Here is a 24,662-nt window from a genome sequence, read left to right on the forward strand (position 1 = left end):
GGTGGGGCGCCAAGTCAGTCCGCAGCCGCTGCGCCGTCGCCACTGGCTGCGGCATCGGGTGCGTCGGTGCCCGGTTCTTCAGGCGCGTCGGTGTCGTCGTGGCGGCGGCCTTCGGCCTTGGCCTTGAGCTTTTCCTCTTTCTTCTTCTTCTTGGCAAGCTCGCGCTGGCGCTTTTCGTATCCGTAGTTGGGAGTAGCCAAATCAGTCTTTCAGGTCTGTTGAAACAAAGGGGTCAGGCTTGCAGGGCCGCCAAGGCCTGTGCGAGGTCGGCACGCAGATCGTGCACGGATTCCAGACCGACCGCAAAGCGTACCAGACCACCGGCATGAGGCCAGCCCTTGGGTCGAATGGACGCTGTGTCGTAGGGAGCGCACAGGCTGATCGGCCCGGCCCAGCTCCAGCCCAGGCGGAACAGCTTCAGACTGTCGCAGAACGCATCAATACGCGACTGAGAAATGGAAGGGTCGAACACAGCGCTGAACAGGCAAGCCGCGGCGGTCGCGTCGCGCAGCCACGTGGTGTGTCCGGGCGAGCGCGGTAGCGCCGGGTGCAGCACCTGCACCACGCCCGGCTGTGCCTGCATCCAGGTGGCGAGCTCGCGAGTGCTGGCGTCTTGCGCCTGGTAGCGCAAGGTCATGCTGGGCAGACCGCGCAGCACGAGTTCGGCATCGTTGGCACCCACGCCCAGGCCCAGGCGCATGCGTGTGAGCAGTATCTTTCGGTGCAAGGCGAGATTGCGCGTGATCACCGATCCCATGAGCACGTCAGCACCACCACTGGGGTACTTGGTGAGGGCCTGCACCGACACGTCCACACCCTGCTCGAAAGGCTGGAAGGCAATGCCCGCGCCCCAGGTGTTGTCGAGCGCGGTGACGATGGTCTGCTCGTGACCTCGCTGTGCATTGGCTTGACGCACGCGCTCGACCAATGCCGGAATATCGGGGTACTCCAGCGTGATCGAGCCCGCAGCCTCCAGCCAGACCAGGCGCGTGGCCGGGCCGATCTGGCGCGCGAGGTCGTCGGGATCCATGGCGTCGTAATAGCGATGCGTGATGCCCCAGGCGGCCAGCTCCACCTCGGCGAACACCTTGCCCGGACCGTATGCGTTGTTGGGTATCAGCAACTCGTCGCCGCTGCGCAGCAAGGCCATGTCCACCAGCGTCATGGCTGCCAAGCCGCTGGGTGCAAGCATGCAGTGCTGGCCACCCTCGATCGTGGCCAGACGCTCTTCCAGCGTGAAGGTGGTCGGCGTGCCGTGCAGGCCGTAGGTGTAGCCGCTCTTGTCTTTCCAGTCCTTGGTGCGCAGCGCCTGGACGCTGGGAAAGAAGACGGTGGAGGCCTTGTGCACACCCGGCGCCATCGCCTCGAAGCCTTCGGGCGGCTTGTACGGGTGGTGGATCAGTCGGGTGGACAAGTCGGTCACAGCTTCCACTTCTCCAGCAGTTGTGCCGGGCGCATGCTGTCGTAGCCTTCGAACGGTTGGTGGATCCAGGGATTGGTGGGCAGGAATTCCACCGAATAGTCGGGCGTGAAAGCCGACAGCTGTTTGGTCCAGATCACCGCGCTGCGCATCTCGGTGATGGGCGCGTAGTTGTTCTTGAGCAGGTCGATCACGGCCTTGAGGGTGTGGCCGGAGTCGGCCAGGTCATCGACCAGCAGCACCTTGCCGGCGATCTCACCCTTCGGCGTGGTGATGTAGCGCGCAATGTCCAGGTTGCCCTGCTCGGTGCCGGCGGCGGCCCGGTAGGAGCTGGTGGACATGATGGCCAATGGCTTGTCGAAGATGCGCGAGAGGATGTCGCCGGGGCGCATGCCGCCGCGGGCCAGGCACAGGATGGTGTCGAACTCCCACCCCGACTGGTAGATCTTGAGCGCGAGCTTCTCGATCAGGTTGTGGTACTCGTCGTACGAAACGTAGAGGTGTTTGCCGTCTTCGGTGAGCATTCGGACTCCTGGGGGTATCGGTCGGGATTCTGCACGATGCACGGCCCCGGGGGCCATGCACGCGCCGCTCAGCCGTGGTACGGGTGGTGGATCAGGATGGTGTGGTCGCGATCGGGGCTGGTCGACACCACATGGATGGGCACACCGGTGGTGTCCGCGATGCGCTGCAGGTAAAGGCGCGCGTTCTCGGGCAGCTTGTCGTACTGCGTGACACCCACGGACGAATCGCTCCAGCCCGGCAGGGTTTCGTAGATCGGTTCGCAACGAGCAATGTCCTCGGCGCCCATGGGCAGGATGTCGATGACTTCTCCATCGAGCCGGTAGCCGGTGCACAGCTTGAGTTCCGTCAGGCCGTCGAGCACGTCGAGCTTGGTGATGCACAGGCCCGTGAGGCCGTTGACCTGGGCCGAACGCTTGAGCAGCGCGGCGTCGAACCAGCCGCAGCGGCGGCTGCGCCCGGTGGTCACGCCCTTCTCGGCGCCCACGGTGGCCATGTGCCAGCCTGGTGTGCCTTCCTTCTCCCACTCCAGCTCGGTCGGGAACGGGCCACCGCCTACGCGGGTGCAATAGGCCTTGGTGATGCCCAGCACATAGTGCAGCAGGCCAGGGCCCACGCCCGAGCCGGCAGCGGCGTTGCCGGCCACGCAGTTGCTGGAGGTGACGAAGGGGTAGGTGCCGTGGTCGACGTCGAGCAGCGTGCCTTGCGCGCCCTCAAACAGCAGGTTGGCGCCGGCCTGGTGGGCCTCGTTGAGTTCGCGCGAGACGTCGGCAATCATGGGCTTGAGCAGCTCGGCCTGTTGCATCGCCTCGGCGTAGACCGGCTCGAACTGGATTGCGCCGTCCTTCATGTAAGCGGCAATCTTCTCGTCCCAGGCCATGTCGGCGGAATGCAGGTAGCTGGTCAGCAGGTGGTTGTGCAGGTCGAGCAGTTCGCGCAGCTTGGCGGCGAAACGTTCGGGGTACTTCAGGTCCTGCACGCGCAGCGCGCGGCGAGCGATCTTGTCTTCGTAGGCCGGGCCGATGCCGCGGCCGGTGGTGCCGATCTTCTCGGTGCCGGCCTTGACCTTGGCGGCCTCGCGCGCGATGTCGATGGCGGCATGGAACGGCAGGATCAGCGGACAGCCTTCGCTCACGCGCAAGCGCGAACGCACTTCCACACCAGCCTTCTCCAGCCCGGCGATTTCTTCGAACAGCTTGCCCACCGACAGCACCACGCCGTTGCCGATGTAGCACTTCACACCGGCGCGCATGATGCCGCTGGGGATGAGGTGCAAAGCCGTCTTCACACCGTTGATGACCAGCGTATGGCCCGCGTTGTGGCCGCCCTGGAAACGCACCACGCCGGTGGCGGTTTCGGTCAGCCAGTCGACCAGCTTGCCCTTGCCCTCGTCGCCCCATTGGGTCCCTACCACCACCACATTGCGACCGGGTGTCACGGCGTTGCTGCTGTTCGTCATTGGCTGATTTCCGTTTGAATGTTCTTTACTGTCCATGCGCCCGCGCGTGCCGCATCGGGCACCAGTTCGCGGTCGCAATGAAATTCGTCGACTTCCTGTTCGTGGCCGGGCAGCACACACACCACCGTGTGGCCTTGTGCGCGCAGGTCGACAATGGCCCCGCGCAGACTGGCGTCCATGCCCCAGGGCGCGCGGATCGCGGCGACCAGAGGGCGAGGCGCCACCGCGGCCACCAGCTCTTTCAGGTCGAGGCTGAAACCCACGGCCGGTCGGTTGCGGCCGAACACGGCACCCACCTCGTCGTAGCGGCCACCGCGCGCCAATTCCAGCGACTGACCTGCACTGCCCTGCCCTGCCTGGGCAAACAAGGCAAAGCGCATGCCGGTGTAGTAGGCATAGCCGCGCAGATCGGCCAGATCGATCGATACCGTCATGTCCTGCGCATGAGAGGCAAGCCAGCGCAAGCTGTCGAGCGCGGCATGCAGCTCGGGCGAGGCTTGCAGCGTCTGCCGGGCTTCATCGAGCACAGCCACATCGCCGAAGAGGCGCGGGAGGGCGCAGAGATCGCGCCTCACGGCAGGCGGCAAGTCGCGCGCGAGCACGCTGAGCTCGGCCACATCCTTGGCGTTGAGTGCCGCATGGATGCAGGCTTCCTGCGCCGCGGTGAGCGCGACAGGTGCCAACACGGCATCAATCACGCGCACGTCGGCCATGTCGAGCTGCAGGCCCTTCACGCCGGCCACGCGCAGGCAGGCTTGCGCGAGTTCGATCACCTCCAGGTCGGCCTCCAGGCCGGCGTGGCCGTAGATCTCAGCACCGAACTGCAAGGGTTCACGGCTGGCCAGCGGACGGTCGATGCGCGTGTGCACCACCGGCCCGCAGTAACTCAGGCGCGCAACCCCCTGACGGTTGAGCAAATGCGCATCGATGCGCGCCACCTGCGGCGTGCTGTCAGCGCGCAGGCCGAGCGTGCGGCCAGAGAGCTGATCAACGAGTTTGAAGGTTTGCAGGTCGAGCGCTTCACCGGTACCGGTAAGCAGGGACTCGAGGTGTTCCAGCAGGGGAGGCGTGACCAACTCGTAGCCATGGCCACGGGCGGTATCAAGCAAGCTCCTGCGCAATTCTTCGATGTGGCGGGCCTCGGAAGGCAAGACATCGGCTATGTGATCCGGGAGGACCCAGGCAGACATGGGCATTTTCAGGAGCTGTTAAAACCGTGATTTTACCGGGGTGCGGCAGAGTATCCGCAGGCATGTCGCACGAGTGGGTGGGCAGGGGCGCTTGGAGCACCCCGCCACCCAGGGAAATCAGGCGAGCAGCCAGTACATCAGGGCGCCGCTGGCCACGCAGATTAGGCCGAAGAAGCGGAGCTGACCATCGCGCAGGCCGAGCATTTCAGAGAAGACCTGGCGCCACAACCGCGGCGCCACCAAAGGCAGGATGCCCTCGAACACGAGCACAAGTGCCAGTGCGGCCCAGATCAAATTCACGCCACCGAAGCCGCGTTGCCAGTGCGTACAAACGACCAACAACCGGCGGGCGTCATGGCAGTCACCGATTGGGCGCCAGATTGCTGCTGCGCAAGGACTTGAAGAAGTCGGACGAAGGATCGACCACCAGCACATCGGACTTGCTGGCGAAGCTCGACTTGTAGGCCTCCAGACTGCGGTAGAACTGGGCAAAGGCCGGGTCGCGACCGAAAGCATCGGAGAACGAAGCTGCGGCCTTGGCGTCGCCCTCGCCCTTGATGAGCTGGGCATCGCGATACGCCTCGGAAACGATCACCTCACGCTGACGATCGGCATCGGCGCGGATCTTTTCGCCTTCGGCAAAACCGGTGGATCGCAGTTCGTTGGCCACGCGCTTGCGCTCCGCTTCCATGCGTTGGTACACCGACGCCGTGATGCTCTCGGCGTAGTCGACGCGCGTGATGCGCACGTCTACCACGTCCATGCCCCAGGGCTTGTCGGCACTGCGCACCGCAGCCAGCACTTCGCGCTTCACATCGGCCATCAGCTCTTCGCGCCGGGTCGACAGCAATTCGTTGACGGTGCGCTTGTTCACTTCCTGCTGAAACGAGTTTCGCACCACGCGGTTGAGTTGCAACGCGCCGGCGCGCTCGGTGATGCCGACGTTGCGGATGTACTCCTGTGGCTCGGCGATGCGCCAGCGAACGTACCAGTCAATGACAACACGTTGCTTCTCGGCCGTGAGGGTCGGCTCGGTGTCGGTGCTTTCGAGCGTGAGAAGGCGCTTGTCGATGTACGACACATTCTGGAACGGTGGCGGCAGTTTGAAGTTCAGTCCCGGCTCGGTCACGACCCGCTTGATCTGGCCCAACTGGAAGACCACGCCGAACTGGCGCTGGTCAACCACGAACAGCATGGAGCTGGCGATGGCCAACGCCACGACGAGGCTGGTGAGGATGAAACCCAATTTGTTCATGTGCGTTGCTCTTTGGTCTCGTGTGCTGCGTTCAACGGCTTTCGCGCTCGCGCGAACGAGCTGCGTTGTCGAGGCTTCGGCTGGCCGGGGTGGTCGCAGCGCCTGCGGTGGGCGGTGGCAGCGGTGTCGCAGGTGCAGTCGCAGGGGATTGCGCCGTCATCTGCATGATTTTGTCCAGCGGCAGGTACAGCAGGTTGTTGCCCGCCTTGGAGTCCACGAGCACCTTGGTCACGTTGCTGTAGATCTCCTGCATGGCGTCGGTGTACATACGCTCACGGGTGACCTGCGGCGCCTTCTGGTATTCGGTCAACACCGAGCGGAAGCGCTGCGAATCACCCTCTGCCTGAGCGACGATACGGGCCCGGTAGCCTTCGGCCTCTTCGGTCAGGCGCGACGCGGCACCGCGAGCCCGGGGCACCACGTCGTTGGCGTAGGCCTCAGCCTCGTTCTTGGCGCGCTCGCGCTCCTGACCAGCCTTGAGCACATCGTCAAATGAAGCCTGCACCTGCTCGGGCGGGCGGACACCGCCCTGCTGCATGTTGATGCCCACGACCTCGATGCCCACCTTGTAGCGATCCAGGATGGTCTGCATGAGAGCGCGCACGCGCGGTGCGATCTGGTCACGCTCTTCGGCAAGCGCGGCGTCCATCTTCATCTTGCCCACCACCTCGCGCACAGCCGTTTCAGCGGCCTGGACCACCGAGGCGTCCGGGTCGCGGCTTTCGAACAGGAAGGCTCGGGCGTCGTTGAGACGGTATTGAACGGCGAACTTGATCTCGACAATGTTCTCGTCTTCCGTCAACATGGCCGATTCGCGCAGGCCGGTGGCAGGCACGAGGTTGTCACGGCCCACGTCCACCGAACGGATCTGGGTCACGAACACAGTCTCATGGCGTTGCACGGGGTACGGCAGGCGCCAGTTGAAACCGGCACCCACGGTGCTGTTGTATTTGCCGAACTGCGTGATGACGGCCTGTTGGCCCTCCTGCACGATGAAGAAGCCGGTGCCCAGCCAGATCAGTGCGGCCACACCGACGATGAGGCCAGCACCGATGCCGGTGGTCTTGGGACTTGGATTGAAGTTGGGCATGCCGCCGCCCCCGGATCCGTTGCCGCCACCCTGACCACCGCCCTTTTTGCCCAGCAGGCCGCCGAGTTTGCGGTTGAAGTCGCGCCACAACTCGTCGAGATCGGGAGGACCCTGGTTGGGCCCCTGACCCCGCGGACGCTGCGGCGAACGGTTGTCGTCGTTGTGCTCGGGCTCATGACCGTCCTTCGATCCCTCGTTGCGGGATGCGTCATCGCCCCGACCCCAGCGCGGATCGTTCAGGTTGAACATGCCCAGCAGCTTGCTCAAAACCAGACGAGGCTTCGCGCTCGAGGCTGGCTGATCAGCGCGGGCGGGGGTTTGCAGATTCACATCCATGTGTTGCCAACTCTTTGTCGATTCAAAAACCATCACATTGTGCCCAATCAGGACACCGGACTTTCAATTTCAGGGAACGCCCCGGGGGTCATGGGGCCTTGCCCACCATTGAGGTTCGTCACCTGGGCGGCCAGACGCGCTCGCAAGGCCGGCAATCCTTCGCCTGTTTTCGCACTCACGTAGATTCGAGACATCGGTTGGCCGTCCAGTTCCATTTGATCACTCAGAACATGGGGAAGGTGGGCCTCGTCCATCGCGTCAAGTTTGTTGAACACCAGAATCTGAGGGACCTGATCGGCGCCGATATCCTTGAGCACCCCCATCACGGAAGCAATCTGCTCGAGATGCGAGGGATTGGAAGCATCCACGATATGCAGCAGCAGATCGGCATCGGCCGCTTCTTGCAAAGTCGCCGCGAAGGCGTCCACCAGCCCGTGCGGGAGATCGCGGATGAACCCCACCGTGTCGGACAGAGACACCGATCGGCCCGCCTCGCCCAGGTACAGCTGGCGAGTTGTGGTGTCCAGCGTGGCAAAAAGCTGATCGGCGGCATAAGCACGCGCCTTGACCAAGCCGTTGAACAGGGAAGACTTGCCTGCGTTGGTGTAGCCCACCAGCGAGATGGAGAAGGTATCGCGGCGCTCGCGCTGGCGGCGCTGGGTGGCCCGCTGCTTCTTCACCTTCTCAAGACGCTCTTTGGTCCGCTTGATCGAATCGCCGATCATGCGGCGATCGAGTTCGATCTGCGTTTCACCAGGGCCGCCCCGCATGCCGATGCCACCGCTTTGTCGCTCCAAGTGCGACCAGCGCCGCACGAGCCGGGTCGAGAGGTATTGCAGCCTCGCCAATTCAACCTGCAGTTTGCCTTCGTGGCTGCGCGCTCGCTGCGCAAAGATTTCCAGAATCAACAGCGTGCGGTCATTGACCGGCATGCCCAGATGGCGCTCCAGATTGCGCTGCTGCGCCGGGCTGAGCGATTGATCGAACAGGACCTCCGATGCACCGGTCGATTGGGCCAGCAACTTGATCTCATCAGCCTTGCCGGAACCCACGAACAGGGCAGGATCGGGCGCGCGCCGCTTGCAAGTGACCCGGTCGGCCACAGCATAGCCCGCAGTCTGTGCCAGCAAGCCCAACTCCTCCAACGGGGCGTCGAAATGGGGCATGCCGAAATCCACCCCCACCAGGATGACCGATGGTGTGGGCGAGGGCGAGCTATCAGGAGATTTCAAATCGGTTCAGCAACAGCGCTTTGGGCGCCGTGAGCCGGGTGGCACAGTATGGCCGACCCGGCGTTCAAAAGGCGCGCTTCAAGACGCGGCAGGTTCATCCGCAGTCGCCGCGGTGAACTGCACGGGACGACCTGGAACGATGGTGGAGATGGCATGCTTGTAGACCATCTGAGTCACTGTGTTCCGCAGAAGAACCACGTACTGGTCAAAAGACTCGATTTGCCCCTGCAGTTTGATGCCATTGACCAGATAGATCGACACGGGAACGTGCTCCCGGCGCAGCTGGTTCAGGAAAGGGTCTTGCAAGAGTTGGCCTTTGTTATTGCTCACGATATGCTCCGTGTTCAGAAAAAAGTTGATAGGACGAGAACCATACCACAGGGTTTGTACTGCTCATGCCTGCAGGGAAAATCCTATTCCTTGAAGGGATTGGTTGAGGTCTTGAATTCAATCCGCAAGGGCGTGCCCACGAGGTCGAATGCCTTGCGGAAGCGCCCTTCCAGAAAGCGCTTGTACGAATCGGGCACGTGCTCGAGCGAATTGCCGTGGATCACGATCACCGGCGGGTTCATGCCACCTTGGTGGGCATAGCGCATCTTGGGGCGAAACATGCCGCCGCGCGTGGGGGCCTGAAACTGCACGGCTTCGGCCAGAAGACGGGTCAGCACTGGCGTGGACATCTTGCGCATGGCAGAAGCCTGGGCCTGGATGATCGATTTCCAGACCGGCGCCAGTCCTTGACGCTTCTGCGCCGAGATCATGTGCATCGAGGCAAATTTCAGGAAAGCCAGCCGGGTCTCGATCTGCCGCTCGATCTGCTCGCGCTGGTACGCATCCACTGCGTCCCATTTGTTGAGGGCCAGCACCACGGCGCGGCCGCTCTCCAGGATGTAGCCCGCAATGTGGGCATCCTGGTCGGTCACGCCTTGCGTAGCATCAAGCAACAGCAGCACGACGTGGGCGTTTTCGATCGCTTGCAGCGTCTTCACCACCGAGAACTTCTCGATGGCCTCGAACACGCGCCCCTTGCGACGAATGCCTGCCGTGTCGATCAGCTCGAACTTCTGGCCGTTGCGCTCGAACGGCACGGAGATGGTGTCCCGCGTGGTGCCGGGGAGGTCGAACGCGACCAGGCGCTCCTCACCCAGCCAAGCGTTGATCAAGGTCGACTTGCCCACATTGGGTCGACCCGCGACCGCCAGGCGAATCACGCCGGCAGGCGCTGGCTCTTCTTCCTCGTCTTCCGGGGGCAGGCCCGGGATGCTTTCAAGCGCGATTTCGACCATGGAACGCACGCCCTGGCCGTGTGCGCCCGAGACCGGCAGCACCTCACCGAGACCGAGCTCGAAGAATTCCACAAGCTGCAGACCCTGGGTCATGCCTTCGGCCTTGTTGGCCACCAGCACGCAGGGCTTGCCCAAGCGGCGCAGGTAGCTCGCAATCTCGTGGTCTTGTGCGCTGATGCCCGCACGGGCGTCCACCACGAACAGCACCACGTCGGACTCCGCCACGGCTTGGCGGGTTTGCTTCGCCATCTCCTTGTAGATGCCCTCGGTGGCATCGGGCTCGAAGCCGCCGGTGTCGATGACGATGTATTCGCGTGCACCGAGTCGGCCGTTGCCGTAGTGGCGATCGCGGGTGAGGCCGGCAAAGTCGGCCACGATGGCATCGCGAGAACTCGTCAAGCGGTTGAACAGGGTGGACTTGCCCACATTGGGGCGGCCCACCAGGGCGATGACGGGTTTCAAGGAATGCTGCTTTCGTTCAGGAGGCGGTTCGGCTCAGCCGTTATTGGGGGCGCCAGGCGTACACGCCGCCGTTGCGAGTCTGCACCACGAGCGCGTCGCCCGCGAGCACAGGGGCCACAAGGATCGGCGAGCCGTCAGTGCTCAGACGGGTCATTTCGCTACCGTCTTCGCGCGAGATCAGGTGCACCAAGCCGGTGTTGTCACCCACCGCGAGCACGCGGCCCAATGCCAGCGGCGCGCTCAAGCCGCGGTATTTCAGCCGCTGGGTGTTCCACGCTGGCTCACCGGAGGCGCGTTGCCACGCCTGGAAACGGCCTTCGCTGTCAGAGCCGAACACCAAACGGTCGTCTCCATGAACGCCCGTGGTGCCCTGCGTTGCGCGCGACCACACCACCGTGCCACGGCTGGCGTCCACGCACCCGACGGCGGCCGAGTAGGCGCGCGCGCACACGCTGTCACCGATCCTGCTGACCGGGCCAACGATATCCACCAAACGCTCCACCTCGTTGGTGCCGCGCGACGTGGCCACTGGCGCTTCCCAGCGCACGGAGCCATTGGCGGGGTTGAGGCCCACCAGGCGACCCGACAAGCCGGCCACGAGCATGTCGCCCACGGCCAGCAAGGCGCCACTCTGGCTCAGCACCAACGGCTCGCTGGTGCGCGACTGGGCCCACAGGCGAGCGCCGTTCTGGGCGTCGAAAGCGGTGACAGTGCGGTCGGCCGTGAGAACGAACACGCGCGCGCCAGCCACCAGCGGCGCCGTGAACGCGCGCGCCGGCAGACGCACACGCCACACCTCACGGCCGTTGGCCAGCGCCACCAATTGGTTGGACTGCGTGACCACCGCGGCGGTCTGCCCATCCGAACCCACGCCGGCGGCGATGGGGGTTCCCACGTTCAGGCGCCAGACATCCTGGCCGGTGTTGCCATCCAGCGCGGCCACCGTGCCTGAGGTGCTGGCCACAAACACACGTCCCGATGCCACCATCGGCGTGATGGACTCCGTGCCGGGGCCTACCTGGGCCGTCCAGGCCGCGCGGGTGCCCATGAGCGCAGCCACGGGGGGCAGCTCCGTGGGTTGCGGTTTCTTGGAACCGGATGAGCAAGCCGTCAGACCCGCCAGGACAAGCACGCCAACACAGGCGGTTCGCAGGCTGCGCGGCCATGAAATCAGAAATGGGTTCAACGGACCACCTCGGTTGTTGGAGTCAGGCTGGCCACATCCACGCCCAGTGAAGCCAACTTCACCTCGACGAGACGGCGGTATTCGGTGCGGCTGCTCAAACCACGCCAGGCTGTCTGGTACTGCGCCTTGGCTTCGTCGGGCTTGCCCTGCGCCATGAGCACATCGCCACGGCGATCGGCCACGAGCGGTTCGAACGATTTGGGCACCGGCACTTCCAGCGTTTTGAGGGCCTGGTCATAAGCTTGAGCCTCGATGTCCAGGGCAGCCAGGCGCAGGCGGGCAACCGCCTTGTAGGAATCATCGGACGATTTTTCAGCAGCCCAGGCCAACGCCGCACGTGCTTCGGGCAACTTGCCGGCGTCGAACAGCGTCTTGCCCGCTTGCAACGCCGCCTGACTGGCAAACGTGGTGCTGGCAAATTGGGACTGCATGTCGGCCAGCGCACGCTGCATGCGATCGGCATCCTTGGCGACAGCCGCGCGGTCCACCTCGTCATACAGGGCGGCGGCCTTGGCAGCCTGGGTCCGCTGCCAGTAGTTCCAGCCGTTCCAGGCGGCGAACGAACCAAAAATGACGATCAACACCCAGCTGATGAGGTTGCCGTATTGATTCCAGAAGTGTTTGATCTGGTCGAGCTGTTCTTGCTCTTCAAGGTCGAGGTGTTTGGCCATGTTGCAGTTCAGTTCGGGTTCGCGCGCTGAAGGCGCAACGCTCGATTGTAGGCGGGCGGCTCTGGCATCACTGCCTAAGCCGCACGGAGGAAAGCAGACTGGATTCAGGCGTTGCGCAAACTGGCCGCCCAATCGGCCACGGCGGTGAGCGGCAACAGCCTTTGGGCGGCTTCCGGCGGCGATGATTCACCGTCGGGCCGTGGTCCGCGCAGCGGCTTCACGGCCACGCTGGCTTGCTGCAACTCCTGCTCGCCAAAGATCAGCGCGAAGCGCGCACCACTGGCGTCGGCCTTCTTGAACTGCGATTTCATGCTGCCCATGCCGTCTGCGCCCCCCGCGTGCATCTGCACGTTGACGCCATGCTGGCGCAGCGCCCGCAACACCGGCATAACCTGCGACACATGGGCTGCGTCGGGCACCACCGCGTAGGCGTCGGGCACCGGCTGCTCGGGCAGCCTGCCCTGCTCTTTCAGCAACTCCAGAATGCGCTCCATGCCCAGTGCCCAACCCACCGCCGGCGCGACCTTGCCACCGATCTGCTCGAACAGGCCGTCGTAGCGGCCACCAGCGCACACCGTGCCCTGCGAGCCCAGCTGGGTGGTGACGAACTCGAACACCGAAAGGTTGTAGTAGTCCATGCCGCGCACCAGGCGCGGGTTGATGCGGTAGGCGATGCCATGCGCATCGAGCAGCCCGCGCAGGCGGTTGAAATGATCCAGCGACTCGGCGCCCAAGTGGTCCATCAGGCGCGGCGCTGCATTCACCAATGCCTGCATCGCCGGGTTCTTGGTGTCCAGGATGCGCAGCGGGTTGCTGTGCAAGCGGCGCTTGGCCTCTTCGTCGAGCTGGTCGGCATGGGCTTCGAGGTAGGCGATGAGCGCTTGGCGGTGCGCCAGCCGCTCGGGTGGCTGGCCCAGGCTGTTGATCTCGAGCTCGATGCCGGTCAGGCCCAACTCGGCCCAGAGGTCGCAGGCCAGCACGATGAGTTCGGCGTCGACGTCCGGCCCGGCAAAGCCCAGGGCTTCGGCGCCGAACTGGTGAAACTGCCGGTAGCGCCCGCGCTGGGGCCGCTCGTGGCGGAACATCGGGCCCATGTAATACAGGCGCTTGCCACCGTCGTAGAGCAGTGAGTGCTCGAGCGCGGCGCGCACCACGCCGGCGGTGTTCTCCGGGCGCAGCGTGAGCTGCTCGCCATTGAGCCGGTCCTCGAAGGAGTACATCTCCTTCTCGACGATGTCGGTCACCTCACCCAGGCCGCGCACGAAGAGTGCCGTAGGTTCCACGATGGGCGTGCGCAGGTTGCGGTAGCCGTAGCGACGCATCAGGCGACGCAAGGTGTCTTCGAGCCACTCCCAGTGCGCGGACGCAGGAGGGGCGATGTCGTTCATGCCTTTGACGGCGTTCAGTTTTTCTGCCATGTGCTGGAAGCCTGTGCGGTCAGCGGAAGCCGGGTCTGAACCCGACCTCAAGCGGTGACGCCAAACTTTTTCTCGATGTAGTTGTCCACGATCACCTGGAACTCGCGGACGATGTCGTCGCCGCGCAAGGTCAGTGCTTTTTGTCCGTCGATGAAGACCGGCGCTGCCGGTGCTTCGCCGGTGCCCGGCAGGCTGATGCCGATGTCGGCGTGTTTGCTTTCGCCCGGGCCGTTGACGATGCAGCCCATCACCGCCACCTTGAGGTTTTCCACACCGGGGTAGCGCGTGCGCCAGACGGGCATGGAATTGCGCAGGTAGTCGTCGATCTGCTTGGCCAGCTCCTGGAAGGTGGTGCTGGTGGTGCGACCGCAACCCGGGCAGGCGGTGACCGAGGGTACGAAAGCCCGCATGCCCAACGCCTGCAGGATCTCCAACGCGATCACCACCTCTTGGGTGCGGGACTCACCCGGTTGCGGTGTCAGCGAGATGCGGATGGTGTCGCCGATGCCTTGCTGCAGCAGCACCGAGAGCGCCGCTGCCGACGCCACCGCGCCCTTGGTGCCCATACCGGCTTCGGTCAGACCCAGATGCAGGGCGTAGTCACAGCGCTGCGCCAGCGCCTGATACACAGCGATCAGGTCCTGCACTGCGCTGACCTTGCACGACAGAAAAATGTTGTTGCCATTGAGGCCGATCTCCTCGGCGCGTTTGGCCGAGTCGAGCGCGGAGGTGATTAGCGCTTCGTACATCACCTGACGAGCCTCCCAGGGCTGGACGCGGCTGGCGTTCTCGTCCATCAGGCGGGCGAGCAGATCCTGGTCCAGGCTGCCCCAGTTCACGCCGATGCGGATGGCTTTGTCGTGGCGCGCGGCGATCTCCACCATCTGGGCAAACTGCCGGTCGCCCTTGTCGCCACGGCCCACGTTGCCCGGGTTGATCCGGTACTTGGAGAGCGCCTCGGCGCAAGCCGGGTGGTCGGTGAGCAGGCGGTGGCCGTTGTAGTGGAAGTCACCGATCAAGGGCACATCGACACCCATGCGATCAAGCTGCTCGCGGATGTAGGGCACAGCCTTTGCGGCCTCGTCGTTGTTGACGGTGATGCGCACCAACTCGGAGCCGGCAAACGCGAGCTCTTTCACCTGGATCGCGGTGCCCACGGCGTCCGCGGTGTCGGTGTTGGTCATGGACTGCACGCGCACGGGCGCGTCGCCACCCACGGTCACGCGGTGGTTGCCCCAAGCCACCACGCCTTGCCGGGTTCGGCGCGAACGGGCGGCAGCCAAGGCGATCGGCTGGTCGGCCGACCCAGAAGACAACAGAGATGGTCGGGACACGGTGTCCATGCTCATTTCACCTCGAATCGGGCCACGTTGTTGCGAGCAAATGGCGCCGTGTCAAAAGACTTTCCGCGCACGCTCACCTGCGTGGCGTCGACCTTGCCGAGCACCACCGTGTAGGGCGGTGCAGCTGAAAAATCGATCACGTCACCCGACTGCAGCAGCCGTTTGGCCACCACCGTGCCGGAACCATTGACCACCTCGACCCAGGCTTCACCGGTGGCGGCAATGCTCAGGAGGCTGGTCGAACTGGGGGCGGCAACCGCCTCGGCCGTGGCCCCAGGGCTGACAACCACACCGGGCGTTGGCGTGAATGCTGAATCGTCTGGCGGTGCCGTGGTCGTGCCACCGGGCGTGGCTGCAGGATCAACCGCAGGCGCAGCCAAAACACTGGCGGCAGGCCCGGCGACATCTTGCAAACCAGGCCCCTGGGCGGCCACCGGCTCGGTTGCAGGCACCGGCTCCGAAATAGTCCCGGTGGCACTGGACGGGGCTGGCGGGTTCTCGGCCTTCGGCAGGAAAACGATCACCAGCGCACCCAGCAGCAAGGCAATGGCCGCCAGCAGCGCAGGACGCGACAGCCAGCTCAGTGGATTGAAGGGCGCTTCATCGTGGCCGGGGTTGAACGGGGCGTTGAGCGCATGACCTCGCTCGCCGAGCTTGGTCAATGCCCCTTGCGGAATCTGTTGCAGGATCGGCGCGGGGTCGACCTTGAGTTGCCGGCAGGCACTGGAAGCCAGGGCACGGGCAAAGGTGAGATCGGGCAGCTCGCTGTAGCGCCCTGCTTCGAGAGCTTCCAGCTTCTTGACCGGTACCTTCAGGGCAGCGGCCAGTGCGGCAATGTGCAACCCGGCGGCTTCTCGAGCTTCCTTGAGGCGAATCGGCCGCGAAACCGTCTCTGCGGAGGCCTCGGTCCCTGGATGCGCCATCGCCTCACTCATTGAAAGCTCCCCGCTGGTAGTGCGCCCACTGGGCGGACTCGGGATAGCGACGGCCCAGTTGCTGGGCGAGTTGCGTCATGGCCTGGGTGTTTTGCAGCTGCCGCTCCACCTTGATGCCCAACCACAGCGTCTCGGCGTTCGCCAGATCGGTGTTGTTCAGTCGGCGGATGGTGAACTGCGCTTTGCTGGCTTCACCCCGGCGGAACTGCAGCGAAGCGAGGTTGTACGCGACGATGGGGTTGCCCGCGTCAAGCTCATACGAGCGCGCCAGACTGGCCTCGGCTTCCGCAAGCTGGCCGGCACGGATCTGGCAGATACCCATGGCCAACAGCGACCTGGCCTGGCCGCCATACACCGGGCTGGCCAGCGCACGCCGAAACAAGTCGGTGGACTGCGCGTAGCGGCCCGCCTGACACTCGAACCAACCATAGTTGTGCAGCGCGTCCGGGTCGCGCGGGTTGAGCTGTATGGCGCGCTTGAAACTGTCTTCAGCCAGCGCGTTGTTGTTCAGCTGCATGTACACCAGTCCGCGCAGCGCATAGGCTGGGGCGTAGGTGGGGTCGGCCTGCAGGGCGAGCTTGATTTCATCCAGCGCCACGGTGGTCTGGCCTTCAGCAAAGTAGCCTGCAGCCAGCTCGATGCGGATGCGTGCGCGCTTGCGCACTTCGGGCTCATCCGAATCGGTGATCGGCTCCTGCATGGAAGTCGTACCGGGCGCTGCGGCCGTCTGGGCGCAGCCCGCCAACAGCGCCAGGCAACACAACATGAACGCCAGCAACCCCACCGAGGCGCCTGAGAACCGGGCTGGGAATCGAGTGGCTGAAGTCATGCCTGCCTTTGCTTGTGAACGATGCGGATGGGATGCTCGACCGCGCTGCGGCGTTTGGCGAGGCGACTTGCGGCATTGGTGCGATCAAGCACGTCGCCGGCGAGTTGACCACAGGCTGCGTCGATGTCATCGCCTCGGGTCTTGCGCACCGTTGTCACCAGCCCGCCTTCGCTGAGTATCCGGGCAAACTGCTGCACCACCGGCCGCGGCGAACAGAGCAAGCCCGAGCTGGGGAAAGGATTGAAAGGAATGAGGTTGATCTTGCACGGAACGCCCCGGCCCGCATGCCCCTTGAGCAAGGTGAGCAACTCCTGGGCGTGGTGCGGCTGATCGTTCACGCCGTCAAGCATGCAGTACTCGAAAGTGATGAAGTCGCGCGGTGCAGCCGGCAAGTAGCGCAGGCAAGCATCGAGAAGTTCAGCGATCGGATACTTGCGATTGAGCGGGACCAGATCGCTGCGCAGCGCATCGACGGGCGCGTGCAGTGACACGGCGAGCGCCACGGGACAATCCTGCGCCAGGCGGTCCATCATGGGAACAACGCCCGAGGTGGACACGGTGACGCGGCGGCGCGAGAGACCATAGCCGTGGTCGTCAAGCATGACGCGCAGCGCAGGCACCAGTGCGCTGTAGTTCTGCAAAGGCTCCCCCATGCCCATCATGACCACGTTGGTGATCACGCGTTCTCCGCGCTTCAAGTGCTTGCGCAGGAAAAACTCGGCCTGCCAGAGTTGGGCCAGTATTTCGCCGGTGGTGAGGTTGCGTGAGAAGCCCTGATGCCCGGTCGAGCAAAAGCGGCAGCCCACCGCGCAACCCGCCTGGGACGAGATGCACAAGGTGCCGCGGTCTTCTTCGGGAATGAACACGGTCTCCACCGCGTTGCCACCGCCCACATCGAACAGCCACTTGATGGTGCCGTCGGCAGACTCCTGGCGCGAGAGCACAGGCAGGTCCGTGATGGTGCAAGCACCGGGGAGTTTCTCGCGCAGGCTGCGCGCGAGGTCGGTCATCTCGGTGAAGTCCGACGCTCCTTTTTGATGAATCCAGCGAAACAGCTGGACGGCGCGGAAACGCTTCTCGCCCAGCTGCTCGCACCAAGCGGCCAAACCCTCAAGATCGAAGTCGAGCAGGTTGGCCGTCATGGCATGGTCGGCGCGCTGGCTCAGCGCGAGTAAACGTTGAGGCCGGCGAAGAAGAACGCGATTTCAGCAGCCGCGGTCTCGGGTGCGTCGGAGCCGTGCACGGCGTTGGCGTCGATACTGTCGGCAAAGTCGGCGCGAATCGTGCCGGCGTCGGCCTTCTTGGGATCGGTGGCGCCCATCAGGTCGCGGTTCTTGGCAATGGCGCCTTCGCCTTCGAGGGCCTGGATCATCACCGGGCCGGAGATCATGAAATCGACCAGATCCTTGAAGAAGGGACGGGCCTTGTGCACAGCGTAGAAGGCCTCGGCTTCGCCACGCGAGAGGTGCGCCATGCGAGCGGCCACGACCTTCAGGCCGGCGGCTTCAAAGCGAGCGTAGATCTGACCGATCACGTTCTTGGCAACGGCGTCGGGCTTGATGATGGAGAGGGTGCGTTCGATGGCCATGGAAATCCTGAGGTTTTGTGGGTCAATTTGCCGAAGTATCTGCCGGGGTGTGAGGCACCCCGCAAAGCCCATGATTCTACATTGGTCGTGTCACGTTGCAGTGACGGCGGGCCGTGGGCTGAGCGCTCTCAACGGCTACCCGATCGACCACCACCCCCGCCGCCCCCGCCCCGGCGGCGAGTCCCACCAGGCGCGCTGCCACGACCAGCCTCCTGCTCACGGCGGCGTTGGAGTGCGTCCTGCCCGATATAGCCGAACGAGGTCTTCATGGGATCGGGTTGCGAGGCACCGCCACCCGGTCCTCGCCCACCAGCTCCGCTGCCAGGCTTGCTGCCACGGCCTTTGCCGCCGGGCCCCGTGGGTGCACCACCCATGCCGTATCCGCCACTGCGGCGGTCCCCGAAACCCGGGCCTTCACTGCGGCTGCCAGGCGGATTGCCTTGAGTGCGACCAGGCCGGGGGCCCTGTTTTCCACGCTGCGCTGGATGGCGGCCGCCGGGACGGGGCGGGCGGGCGCCCTCCTCGTCTGCACTGGGCATGCCGGCGGCGGCGGTCAGGCGGGCGATATCGCGTTCGTCCAGCTCCAGCCAGGCGCCCCGTTTGAGGCCGCGCGGCAACATCATGGCGCCGTAGCGGATGCGGATCAGGCGGCTGACCGCGTGGCCCACGGCTTCGAACATGCGGCGCACCTCGCGGTTGCGACCTTCGCCGATGGTCACGCGGTACCAGCAGTTGGCGCCCTCGCCGCCGCCGTCTTCGATGGAGGCGAACTGGGCCATGCCGTCGTCCAGGCGCACGCCGTCGAGCAGGCGTGCCTTTTCTTCATTCGACAGCGCGCCAAGCACTCGCACCGCGTACTCGCGTTGCAAGCCAAAGCGCGGGTGCATCAGGCGGTTGGCCAGTTCACCCGAGCTGGTGAGCAGCAGCAGGCCTTCGGTGTTGAGATCAAGTCGGCCAACCGACTGCCATTTGCCCTGCATCAGCTTGGGCAGCCGGCGGAACACGGTGGGCCGGTTTTGCGGATCGTCGTGCGACACCACTTCGCCCGCAGGCTTGTGGTACGCCAGCACGCGGGGCGGCGGCGGTGTCATGCGCACGCGCACCGGCTTGCCGTTGACTTTGATCACGTCGCCAAACTGGATACGCTGCCCCACGTGGGCCGGCTCACCGTTGACCGAAATGCGGCCTTCCAGGATCAACTGCTCCATCTCCAGCCGCGAACCCATACCGGCCTGCGCGAGCACCTTGTGCAGCTTGGGAGACTCGGCCTGGGGCGCCAGCACCCGCTTGGTGGGCAGCAGCGGCAGATCCTGCTCCTGCTCGGCGTCAAAAGCGCCGCTGACCACGTCGTCAAAGCGCAGCACCTCGGGCACAGCCGACGCTTGCGCCAGGCGTGCCGCACCGGCTTGCTCGGGCGCATTCTCCTCGGGAGCGTGATCGGGTTCAGGCGAGGTTGGGGGGGTTTGATCCGGGGTCATGGTCTTCCTGGGTGGACGGTTCCAACAACTGCGGGTCGGAGGGCGGGGAAATGGGGTCAGGCGAAATGGGGTCGGTGGCCAGGGGGTCGGCCACCAGAAGCAGATCTGATTCCGGTGCGTCGGGCTCGGATGCGCCAGGCTGCAGGCTGTTCGCCAGCGATTCGAAATCAAGGCGGTCCAGCGCAGACTCCTGCACCTCGCTGCCGTCCAGCGGGGGCAGTTGGTCCAGCGAAGCCAGCCCCAGGTCGTCGAGGAACTGGCGCGTGGTCGCGAACAAGGCCGGGCGACCAACGGTTTCGCGGTGGCCGATGACTTCGATCCAGCCCCGGTCTTCCAGTTGCTTGATGATCAGCGAGTTGATCGTGACACCGCGGATGTCTTCCATGTCGCCGCGCGTGACCGGCTGGCGGTAGGCAATGATCGCGAGCGTTTCCATGGCGGCGCGGCTGTAGCGCGGCGGCTTCTCGGGATGCAGGCGGTCCAGGTAGGGACGCAGCTCGGGCCGGCTCTGGAAGCGCCAGCCCGTGGCGACCTGCACCAGCTCCACGCCGCGCCCGGTCCACTCGAGCTGCAGATCGGCCAGCAAGGTCTTCAGCGTGTCGGCCGACACTTCCATGTCGAACAGCGTGCCGAGCTCGCGCACCGACAGCGGCTGGGGCGCGCAGATCAATGCCGTCTCGAGGACACGCTTGGCATCCGTTGTGTTCATGGTGTCTGTCAGTCAAAAACCGGTTTGTGGCCGGGACGGTGCGAAAGGCAAACGGTGCTTGCATCATCCGGGCGGTGTGTCCGGGCCATGCGGCATGCGGGTGCGACCGTTGGGTCGGGCGAATCAGCCGGATCCCGCAGCGCCCGGGTGTGGGCTCTCGGTCAGGCGGTTGGTTGGGCAGCTGGACGTTGGTCGGCGTGAAGGAGGCCGTCGGGCGATGGGGCCATCCATCCGCGTGGGAGGGTGCAGCTTCAGGATGCCGATTCGCTGTCCCAGCCTGCTGCATTGTAATGGAGCCCGCAGGATTCCAGCGCCAGGAGCATGTCGGCCGGCGGCGTGGAGCGAAACAACAACGGCTGGCCGTTGATGGGGTGCTTGAGTTCGAGACGCGCCGCGTGCAACGACTGCCGGCCCATGCTCCACAGCGCCCGCCCGCCATACAGCGTGTCGCCCACCAGCGGATGACCAAGCCAGGCCATGTGCACCCGAATCTGGTGGGTGCGCCCGGTGTGCAGCTTGCAGGCCACCAGACTGGCCTGGTCGCAGGTGTCCAACAGGCGGAAGGTGGTCTGGGCGGTCTTGCTGCTGCCACCCTCCACCCTCACCACCGCCATGCGCAGGCGGTTGTGCACGTCACGGCCGATGGGCTGGTCCACATGCTGATCACCCAGGCCCTTCCAGCGGCCATGGGCAAGGGCGAGGTACTGGCGACTCACCTCTCGCGCGGCGATGGCGCGCACCAGCGCTTCCACCGCCTGACGCGACTTGCCCACCAGCATCAGGCCCGAAGTGTCCTTGTCGAGCCGGTGCACGATGCCCGCGCGTGGCAGGCTGGCGGCACCCTTGTGGTGGGCCAGCAGACCATTGAGCAGGGTACCGCTCCAGTTGCCGGCAGCGGGGTGCACCACCAGGCCGGCGGGCTTGTGAATGACCAGCAGGTCGGCGTCTTCGAACACCACGTCCAGCGTCATCGCTTCGGGCACAAACGCCTGGGCTTGCTGGGTGGGCCGCAATTCCACATGCAGTTGATCTCCGGCTGCAATGCGCGCAGACGGTTTGGTCTGGGCCACTCCGCGCAGCTCCACCGCACCATCGGCCATGAGTTGTTGCAGGTAGGAGCGGGAGAACTCGGGGATCAGTTGGGCCAGTGCGCGGTCGACTCGCCAACCATGCATGCCCACAGGCACGGCACAGAGGCGTTTTTCATTCTCGAGCACCCATTCGTCGGTGGTCGCCGCCGCATCGTGGCCTGTGTCTGCTGCCAGACCGTCCGACCCACCCCCCGTCGATATACTTTGCGCTTTCAATCCGTAGTTCCGTTGTGAAGGTGAGTTCGTTATGTTGACGTCCAGATTATCGGCTCTGAGTGCTTGTGCACTGGGGGCCGCGCTCACACTCAGCGCTTGCGGCAGCACCAAACCGGTGGACGAAACCGTGAACTGGAGCCCCAACCGCATTTACAGCGAGGCCACCGACGAACGCTCGGCCGGCAATTTCGAACGCTCGGTGACCTTGCTCGAAAAGCTCGAAGGCCGCGCTGCCGGAACCCCACTGGCGCAGCAGGCCCAGCTCGACAAGGCCTACACACACTACAAAGCCAGCGAGCCGCCACAGGCACTGGCTGCCATTGAGCGTTTCCAGAAGCTCCACCCGGCCAGCCCGGCCATGGACTACGCGCTCTACCTCAAGGGCCTGGTGAACTTCAACGACAACCTGGGTCTGTTCGGCGCGATTGCGCGACAGGACCTGTCCGAGCGCGACCAGAAGGCCGCCAAGGAGTCTTTCGAGGCGTTCCGCGAGCTGACCACCCGTTTCCCCGACTCCCGCTACACGCCCGACGCGCGCCTGCGAATGACCTACATCGTCAACTCGCTGGCCCAATACGAAGTGCACGTGGCCCGCTACTACCTGAGCCGAGGCGCTCATGTGGCGGCCATCAACCGAGCACAAACCGCGCTGAACGAATACACCGACGCGCCCGCGCTGGAAGAAGCCTTGTTCATCCTGGTGCGCTCGTACGACGCACTGGGCATGACCCAGCTGCGCGATGATGCCCGGCGTGTGATGCAGGCCAACTACCCGCGAAGCGAGTACCTGAGCCAGGGCTTCAAGACCGCGAACGATCCTTGGTGGAAGATCTGGTGAGCACCAGCGCGTCCAGCGCTGCGCTCATCTCGGCGTCGTCCATCAAACGGCGCATGGGTGGCAAGCCGGCCAGCAACTGATGTCCGTAGCTGCGCGTGAGCAGCCGACGGTCGCCGATCACCAACACTCCCCGGTCGGTCTCGGTCCGGATCAAACGCCCAGCCCCCTGCTTCAGAGCCATGGCGGCTTCGGGCAAATGCCCATCATTGAATGCCTTGAGGCCCCGAGCCTCCAGGCGTTCTGAGCGCGCAGCGGTCAGGGGATCGTCGGGCGAAGGAAACGGCAGCTTGTCGATCACAAGCAGCTGAAGTCCATCCCCTGGCAGGTCCACCCCTTCCCAGAACGAGGCCGAGGCCACCAGGATGGCGCCGTGGCGCGATGACTCGGCCGCCTGAAACCGCGCCAGCAGCGCTGCGCGCGACAACTGCCCTTGCGCCAGCACCGCCATCGGTGCACAGCGCCCCTGCAGCACCTGCTCGATCAGAGCATCGGCCATGCGAGCCACCGCGCGCAGTGTGGTGGTCAGCACCAGGGTGCGCCCGCCCAACTGACCGGCCCACTGCGCCACCCGCACCGCCAGTTGGGGCGTGTGCGTGGCGTCGGACGGCTCGGGCAGATCGTGCGGCACATAGAGCGCGGCCTGGTCGCCATGGTCGAACGGGCTTGCTACCCGGAGCGTTTGCACGGTGCCGTGATCCGCCAAGCCCAGACCGCGGGTGAACCAGCTCAGTGCATCGTCGTGGCCGAGCGTGGCCGACGCAAAGATCCAGCTTCGAGCGCTGGGCCCAGAGTCCAACACGAGGCGGCTGAAGCGGGCTGCACTGTCCAGCGGCGCACGCACCATGCGCCAGGAACGATCGGCGCCCCACTCCATCCAGCGCACGCTGGCGGCATCCAGCGGGCTCGGGCCGCCCGGCGCCAACAGGCTCCAAGTGGTCTGCAGCCCCTTGATGCGGTCGAGCAGGCGTGCGAGCTCAGCGGCACTCTGGGCGGTGGCTGACACAGCCTCCAGCGCAGCCGTCAAGGCTTGGTCAAGGCCGGATACCGCCAGAAGCCAAGTGCCGGGGTCCAGGCCTTCGGGGGTGGACTCGGTCCACCGGCTGCGACCCTGGATGCCCGCCTCACGGACCAAAGAACCCAAGGTGCGACAGGCCTGCTCCAGGCAGAACGCCAGATGACTCCACGGCCGCAGCCCACGAGCCCAGGCCGTGCCCTGCATGCCCAGCTCGCGCGCGAGATCGCGCAGGTTGTCTGAAGAGATGGACTGCGACAACAGCTGGATGCCGGTGTCATTGAGCTGGTGCGCTTCGTCAAGCACCACCACCCCGGTTTCGGGCAACCAGTCCACCGCTTCGGCTTCGCGGATGACCTGGTCGGCAAAAAAGAGGTGGTGGTTGATCACCACCCAGTCGGCTTCGCGTGCCTGGCGGCGCGCCAGATTGACGTGGCACTGCGCGGCCTGCGGGCAACTGGCTCCTACGCAGTTGTGGCGGGTGGAGGTGATCAGGGGGCGCAGCGGCGAGCGCTCGTCCAGCATGTCCAGTTCCCCCACATCGCCGCTGCGGGTGGTCCGAGCCCAGCGCTGTACCCGTTCCAGGCCTGCGGCCATGGAGGGGTCGCGCTGTGCAGCCGATCCCACGGTTCTGGCCAACTCCAACCTGTGCACGCACAGGTAGTTTGAGCGCCCTTTGAGCAGGGCCGCGCGAACCGGCAAGCCCAATGCGCGAGAGACGGCTGGAATGTCGCGGTTGAACAATTGGTCCTGCAAGGCTTGCGTGGCCGTCGACAACAGCGCGCGTTGCCCGCTCAGCAGCACAGGCACGAGGTAGGCAAACGTCTTGCCCACCCCGGTGCCGGCTTCCACAGCCAGATGCTCGCCCGTCTGCAAAGCCCGCGCCACGGCCAGCGCCATCTGCAACTGGCCGGGTCTGGTGCGAAGACCAGGCCGGCCCGCGGCCAGAGGTCCATGGGCAGCAAACGCGGCTGCCACGCCATCGGCCAGATCGATCACGCCAGTGGCGTGCAGAGGCGCACGGAAGGTAGAGGCACCGCCGAAACATAACTGGATACCATTGCACGCATCGAACGGCATCCGAACAACGATTGAT

The 24,662-nt window shown here is 65.0% G+C and carries 24 protein-coding genes; 1 reads left to right on the plus strand and 23 read right to left on the minus strand.

The features are described from left to right. Positions 1 to 14 precede the first annotated feature (14 nt). From IV113_RS01010 to IV113_RS01115, 22 genes are all read right to left on the minus strand, one after another. Complete coding sequence (locus tag IV113_RS01010) at positions 15 to 200, minus strand: hypothetical protein (RefSeq protein ID WP_291079936.1); 186 nt, start codon at positions 198 to 200, stop codon at positions 15 to 17. Between the two features lie 32 nt (positions 201 to 232). Beyond that, the gene (locus IV113_RS01015; RefSeq protein WP_291079938.1) at positions 233 to 1,423 is read right to left on the minus strand and encodes a PLP-dependent transferase; all 1,191 of its coding nucleotides are present in this window, start codon (positions 1,421 to 1,423) and stop codon (positions 233 to 235) included. Continuing rightward, complete coding sequence (locus tag IV113_RS01020) at positions 1,420 to 1,944, minus strand: phosphoribosyltransferase (RefSeq protein WP_291079940.1); 525 nt, start codon at positions 1,942 to 1,944, stop codon at positions 1,420 to 1,422. The genes IV113_RS01015 and IV113_RS01020 overlap by 4 nt, the downstream gene beginning before the upstream one ends. A 68-nt stretch (positions 1,945 to 2,012) precedes the next feature. Next, positions 2,013 to 3,401, minus strand: a complete 1,389-nt coding sequence (locus IV113_RS01025; RefSeq protein ID WP_291079942.1) for an adenylosuccinate synthase — start codon at positions 3,399 to 3,401, stop codon at positions 2,013 to 2,015. Then, positions 3,398 to 4,591: an ATP phosphoribosyltransferase regulatory subunit gene (locus IV113_RS01030; protein WP_291079944.1), complete on the minus strand. Its 1,194-nt coding sequence runs from the start codon at positions 4,589 to 4,591 to the stop codon at positions 3,398 to 3,400. Before IV113_RS01030 ends, IV113_RS01025 begins: the two co-directional genes overlap by 4 nt. Before the next feature lie 117 nt (positions 4,592 to 4,708). After that, positions 4,709 to 4,891 (minus strand): DUF2065 domain-containing protein, encoded by a 183-nt coding sequence (locus IV113_RS01035; protein ID WP_291079945.1) that lies wholly within the window; start codon positions 4,889 to 4,891, stop codon positions 4,709 to 4,711. Between the two features lie 61 nt (positions 4,892 to 4,952). Further along, positions 4,953 to 5,846 (minus strand): protease modulator HflC, encoded by an 894-nt coding sequence (hflC, locus tag IV113_RS01040; RefSeq protein ID WP_291079947.1) that lies wholly within the window; start codon positions 5,844 to 5,846, stop codon positions 4,953 to 4,955. A 31-nt stretch (positions 5,847 to 5,877) separates the two neighbouring features. After that, positions 5,878 to 7,185 carry an FtsH protease activity modulator HflK gene (gene hflK, locus IV113_RS01045; RefSeq protein WP_291079949.1) on the minus strand — a complete coding sequence of 436 codons (1,308 nt, stop codon included), beginning with the start codon at positions 7,183 to 7,185 and terminating at the stop codon, positions 5,878 to 5,880. Between the two features lie 134 nt (positions 7,186 to 7,319). Continuing rightward, positions 7,320 to 8,456, minus strand: coding sequence for a GTPase HflX (hflX, locus tag IV113_RS01050; protein WP_291081138.1), 1,137 nt, complete (start codon positions 8,454 to 8,456; stop codon positions 7,320 to 7,322). A gap of 126 nt (positions 8,457 to 8,582) precedes the next feature. Further along, positions 8,583 to 8,852 carry an RNA chaperone Hfq gene (gene hfq, locus IV113_RS01055; RefSeq protein ID WP_056277693.1) on the minus strand — a complete coding sequence of 90 codons (270 nt, stop codon included), beginning with the start codon at positions 8,850 to 8,852 and terminating at the stop codon, positions 8,583 to 8,585. Between the two features lie 65 nt (positions 8,853 to 8,917). Further along, entirely contained in the window at positions 8,918 to 10,252 is a 1,335-nt protein-coding gene (gene der, locus IV113_RS01060; protein WP_291079951.1) for a ribosome biogenesis GTPase Der, read from the minus strand. A gap of 40 nt (positions 10,253 to 10,292) precedes the next feature. Continuing rightward, positions 10,293 to 11,405 (minus strand): outer membrane protein assembly factor BamB, encoded by a 1,113-nt coding sequence (gene bamB / locus IV113_RS01065; RefSeq protein ID WP_291081141.1) that lies wholly within the window; start codon positions 11,403 to 11,405, stop codon positions 10,293 to 10,295. A gap of 29 nt (positions 11,406 to 11,434) precedes the next feature. Continuing rightward, the gene (locus IV113_RS01070) at positions 11,435 to 12,109 is read right to left on the minus strand and encodes a tetratricopeptide repeat protein (protein ID WP_291079953.1); all 675 of its coding nucleotides are present in this window, start codon (positions 12,107 to 12,109) and stop codon (positions 11,435 to 11,437) included. A gap of 104 nt (positions 12,110 to 12,213) precedes the next feature. Further along, positions 12,214 to 13,527, minus strand: a complete 1,314-nt coding sequence (hisS, locus tag IV113_RS01075; RefSeq protein WP_291079954.1) for a histidine--tRNA ligase — start codon at positions 13,525 to 13,527, stop codon at positions 12,214 to 12,216. Positions 13,528 to 13,574: 47 nt separating this feature from the next. Next, the gene (gene ispG, locus IV113_RS01080; RefSeq protein ID WP_291079956.1) at positions 13,575 to 14,870 is read right to left on the minus strand and encodes a flavodoxin-dependent (E)-4-hydroxy-3-methylbut-2-enyl-diphosphate synthase; all 1,296 of its coding nucleotides are present in this window, start codon (positions 14,868 to 14,870) and stop codon (positions 13,575 to 13,577) included. Between the two features lie 2 nt (positions 14,871 to 14,872). Then, positions 14,873 to 15,805, minus strand: a complete 933-nt coding sequence (locus IV113_RS01085) for a RodZ domain-containing protein (protein WP_291079958.1) — start codon at positions 15,803 to 15,805, stop codon at positions 14,873 to 14,875. Beyond that, positions 15,798 to 16,634 (minus strand): type IV pilus biogenesis/stability protein PilW, encoded by an 837-nt coding sequence (gene pilW, locus IV113_RS01090; RefSeq protein ID WP_291079960.1) that lies wholly within the window; start codon positions 16,632 to 16,634, stop codon positions 15,798 to 15,800. The genes IV113_RS01085 and pilW overlap by 8 nt, the downstream gene beginning before the upstream one ends. After that, positions 16,631 to 17,776, minus strand: coding sequence for a 23S rRNA (adenine(2503)-C(2))-methyltransferase RlmN (rlmN, locus tag IV113_RS01095; protein WP_291079962.1), 1,146 nt, complete (start codon positions 17,774 to 17,776; stop codon positions 16,631 to 16,633). The genes pilW and rlmN overlap by 4 nt, the downstream gene beginning before the upstream one ends. A gap of 20 nt (positions 17,777 to 17,796) precedes the next feature. Then, positions 17,797 to 18,222 carry a nucleoside-diphosphate kinase gene (gene ndk / locus IV113_RS01100; protein WP_056277714.1) on the minus strand — a complete coding sequence of 142 codons (426 nt, stop codon included), beginning with the start codon at positions 18,220 to 18,222 and terminating at the stop codon, positions 17,797 to 17,799. 128 nt (positions 18,223 to 18,350) lie between these two features. Continuing rightward, positions 18,351 to 19,700: a pseudouridine synthase gene (locus IV113_RS01105; protein ID WP_291079966.1), complete on the minus strand. Its 1,350-nt coding sequence runs from the start codon at positions 19,698 to 19,700 to the stop codon at positions 18,351 to 18,353. Beyond that, positions 19,666 to 20,409, minus strand: coding sequence for an SMC-Scp complex subunit ScpB (gene scpB / locus IV113_RS01110; protein WP_291079968.1), 744 nt, complete (start codon positions 20,407 to 20,409; stop codon positions 19,666 to 19,668). The genes IV113_RS01105 and scpB overlap by 35 nt, the downstream gene beginning before the upstream one ends. 251 nt (positions 20,410 to 20,660) lie before the next feature. Then, positions 20,661 to 21,701, minus strand: a complete 1,041-nt coding sequence (locus IV113_RS01115; RefSeq protein ID WP_291081143.1) for an RluA family pseudouridine synthase — start codon at positions 21,699 to 21,701, stop codon at positions 20,661 to 20,663. A gap of 46 nt (positions 21,702 to 21,747) precedes the next feature. On the opposite strand from IV113_RS01115, the gene IV113_RS01120 reads away from it, so the two are divergent. Further along, positions 21,748 to 22,554 carry an outer membrane protein assembly factor BamD gene (locus IV113_RS01120; RefSeq protein ID WP_291079970.1) on the plus strand — a complete coding sequence of 269 codons (807 nt, stop codon included), beginning with the start codon at positions 21,748 to 21,750 and terminating at the stop codon, positions 22,552 to 22,554. Here the strand turns inward: IV113_RS01120 and IV113_RS01125 are convergent. Next, positions 22,517 to 24,565 carry an ATP-dependent DNA helicase gene (locus IV113_RS01125; protein ID WP_291079972.1) on the minus strand — a complete coding sequence of 683 codons (2,049 nt, stop codon included), beginning with the start codon at positions 24,563 to 24,565 and terminating at the stop codon, positions 22,517 to 22,519. The genes IV113_RS01120 and IV113_RS01125 overlap by 38 nt on opposite strands. Positions 24,566 to 24,662: the final 97 nt, after the last annotated feature.

Origin of the sequence: Hydrogenophaga sp., assembly GCF_018780385.1 — a bacterium.
Taxonomy (GTDB): Bacteria; Pseudomonadota; Gammaproteobacteria; order Burkholderiales; family Burkholderiaceae_C; genus Hydrogenophaga.

What these genes read in the sequence shown, in the direction of transcription:
- IV113_RS01020 (WP_291079940.1), bottom strand. Translation starts at nt 1,944, where the DNA reads ATGCTCACCGAAGACGGCAAACACCTCTACGTTTCGTACGACGAGTAC.
- IV113_RS01025 (WP_291079942.1), bottom strand. Translation starts at nt 3,401, where the DNA reads ATGACGAACAGCAGCAACGCCGTGACACCCGGTCGCAATGTGGTGGTG.
- IV113_RS01030 (WP_291079944.1), bottom strand. Translation starts at nt 4,591, where the DNA reads ATGTCTGCCTGGGTCCTCCCGGATCACATAGCCGATGTCTTGCCTTCC.
- hflC (WP_291079947.1), bottom strand. Translation starts at nt 5,846, where the DNA reads ATGAACAAATTGGGTTTCATCCTCACCAGCCTCGTCGTGGCGTTGGCC.
- hflK (WP_291079949.1), bottom strand. Translation starts at nt 7,185, where the DNA reads ATGTTCAACCTGAACGATCCGCGCTGGGGTCGGGGCGATGACGCATCC.
- IV113_RS01070 (WP_291079953.1), bottom strand. Translation starts at nt 12,109, where the DNA reads ATGGCCAAACACCTCGACCTTGAAGAGCAAGAACAGCTCGACCAGATC.
- hisS (WP_291079954.1), bottom strand. Translation starts at nt 13,527, where the DNA reads ATGGCAGAAAAACTGAACGCCGTCAAAGGCATGAACGACATCGCCCCT.
- ispG (WP_291079956.1), bottom strand. Translation starts at nt 14,870, where the DNA reads ATGGACACCGTGTCCCGACCATCTCTGTTGTCTTCTGGGTCGGCCGAC.
- IV113_RS01085 (WP_291079958.1), bottom strand. Translation starts at nt 15,805, where the DNA reads ATGAGTGAGGCGATGGCGCATCCAGGGACCGAGGCCTCCGCAGAGACG.
- pilW (WP_291079960.1), bottom strand. Translation starts at nt 16,634, where the DNA reads ATGACTTCAGCCACTCGATTCCCAGCCCGGTTCTCAGGCGCCTCGGTG.
- rlmN (WP_291079962.1), bottom strand. Translation starts at nt 17,776, where the DNA reads ATGACGGCCAACCTGCTCGACTTCGATCTTGAGGGTTTGGCCGCTTGG.
- ndk (WP_056277714.1), bottom strand. Translation starts at nt 18,222, where the DNA reads ATGGCCATCGAACGCACCCTCTCCATCATCAAGCCCGACGCCGTTGCC.
- IV113_RS01105 (WP_291079966.1), bottom strand. Translation starts at nt 19,700, where the DNA reads ATGACCCCGGATCAAACCCCCCCAACCTCGCCTGAACCCGATCACGCT.
- scpB (WP_291079968.1), bottom strand. Translation starts at nt 20,409, where the DNA reads ATGAACACAACGGATGCCAAGCGTGTCCTCGAGACGGCATTGATCTGC.
- IV113_RS01120 (WP_291079970.1), top strand. Translation starts at nt 21,748, where the DNA reads ATGTTGACGTCCAGATTATCGGCTCTGAGTGCTTGTGCACTGGGGGCC.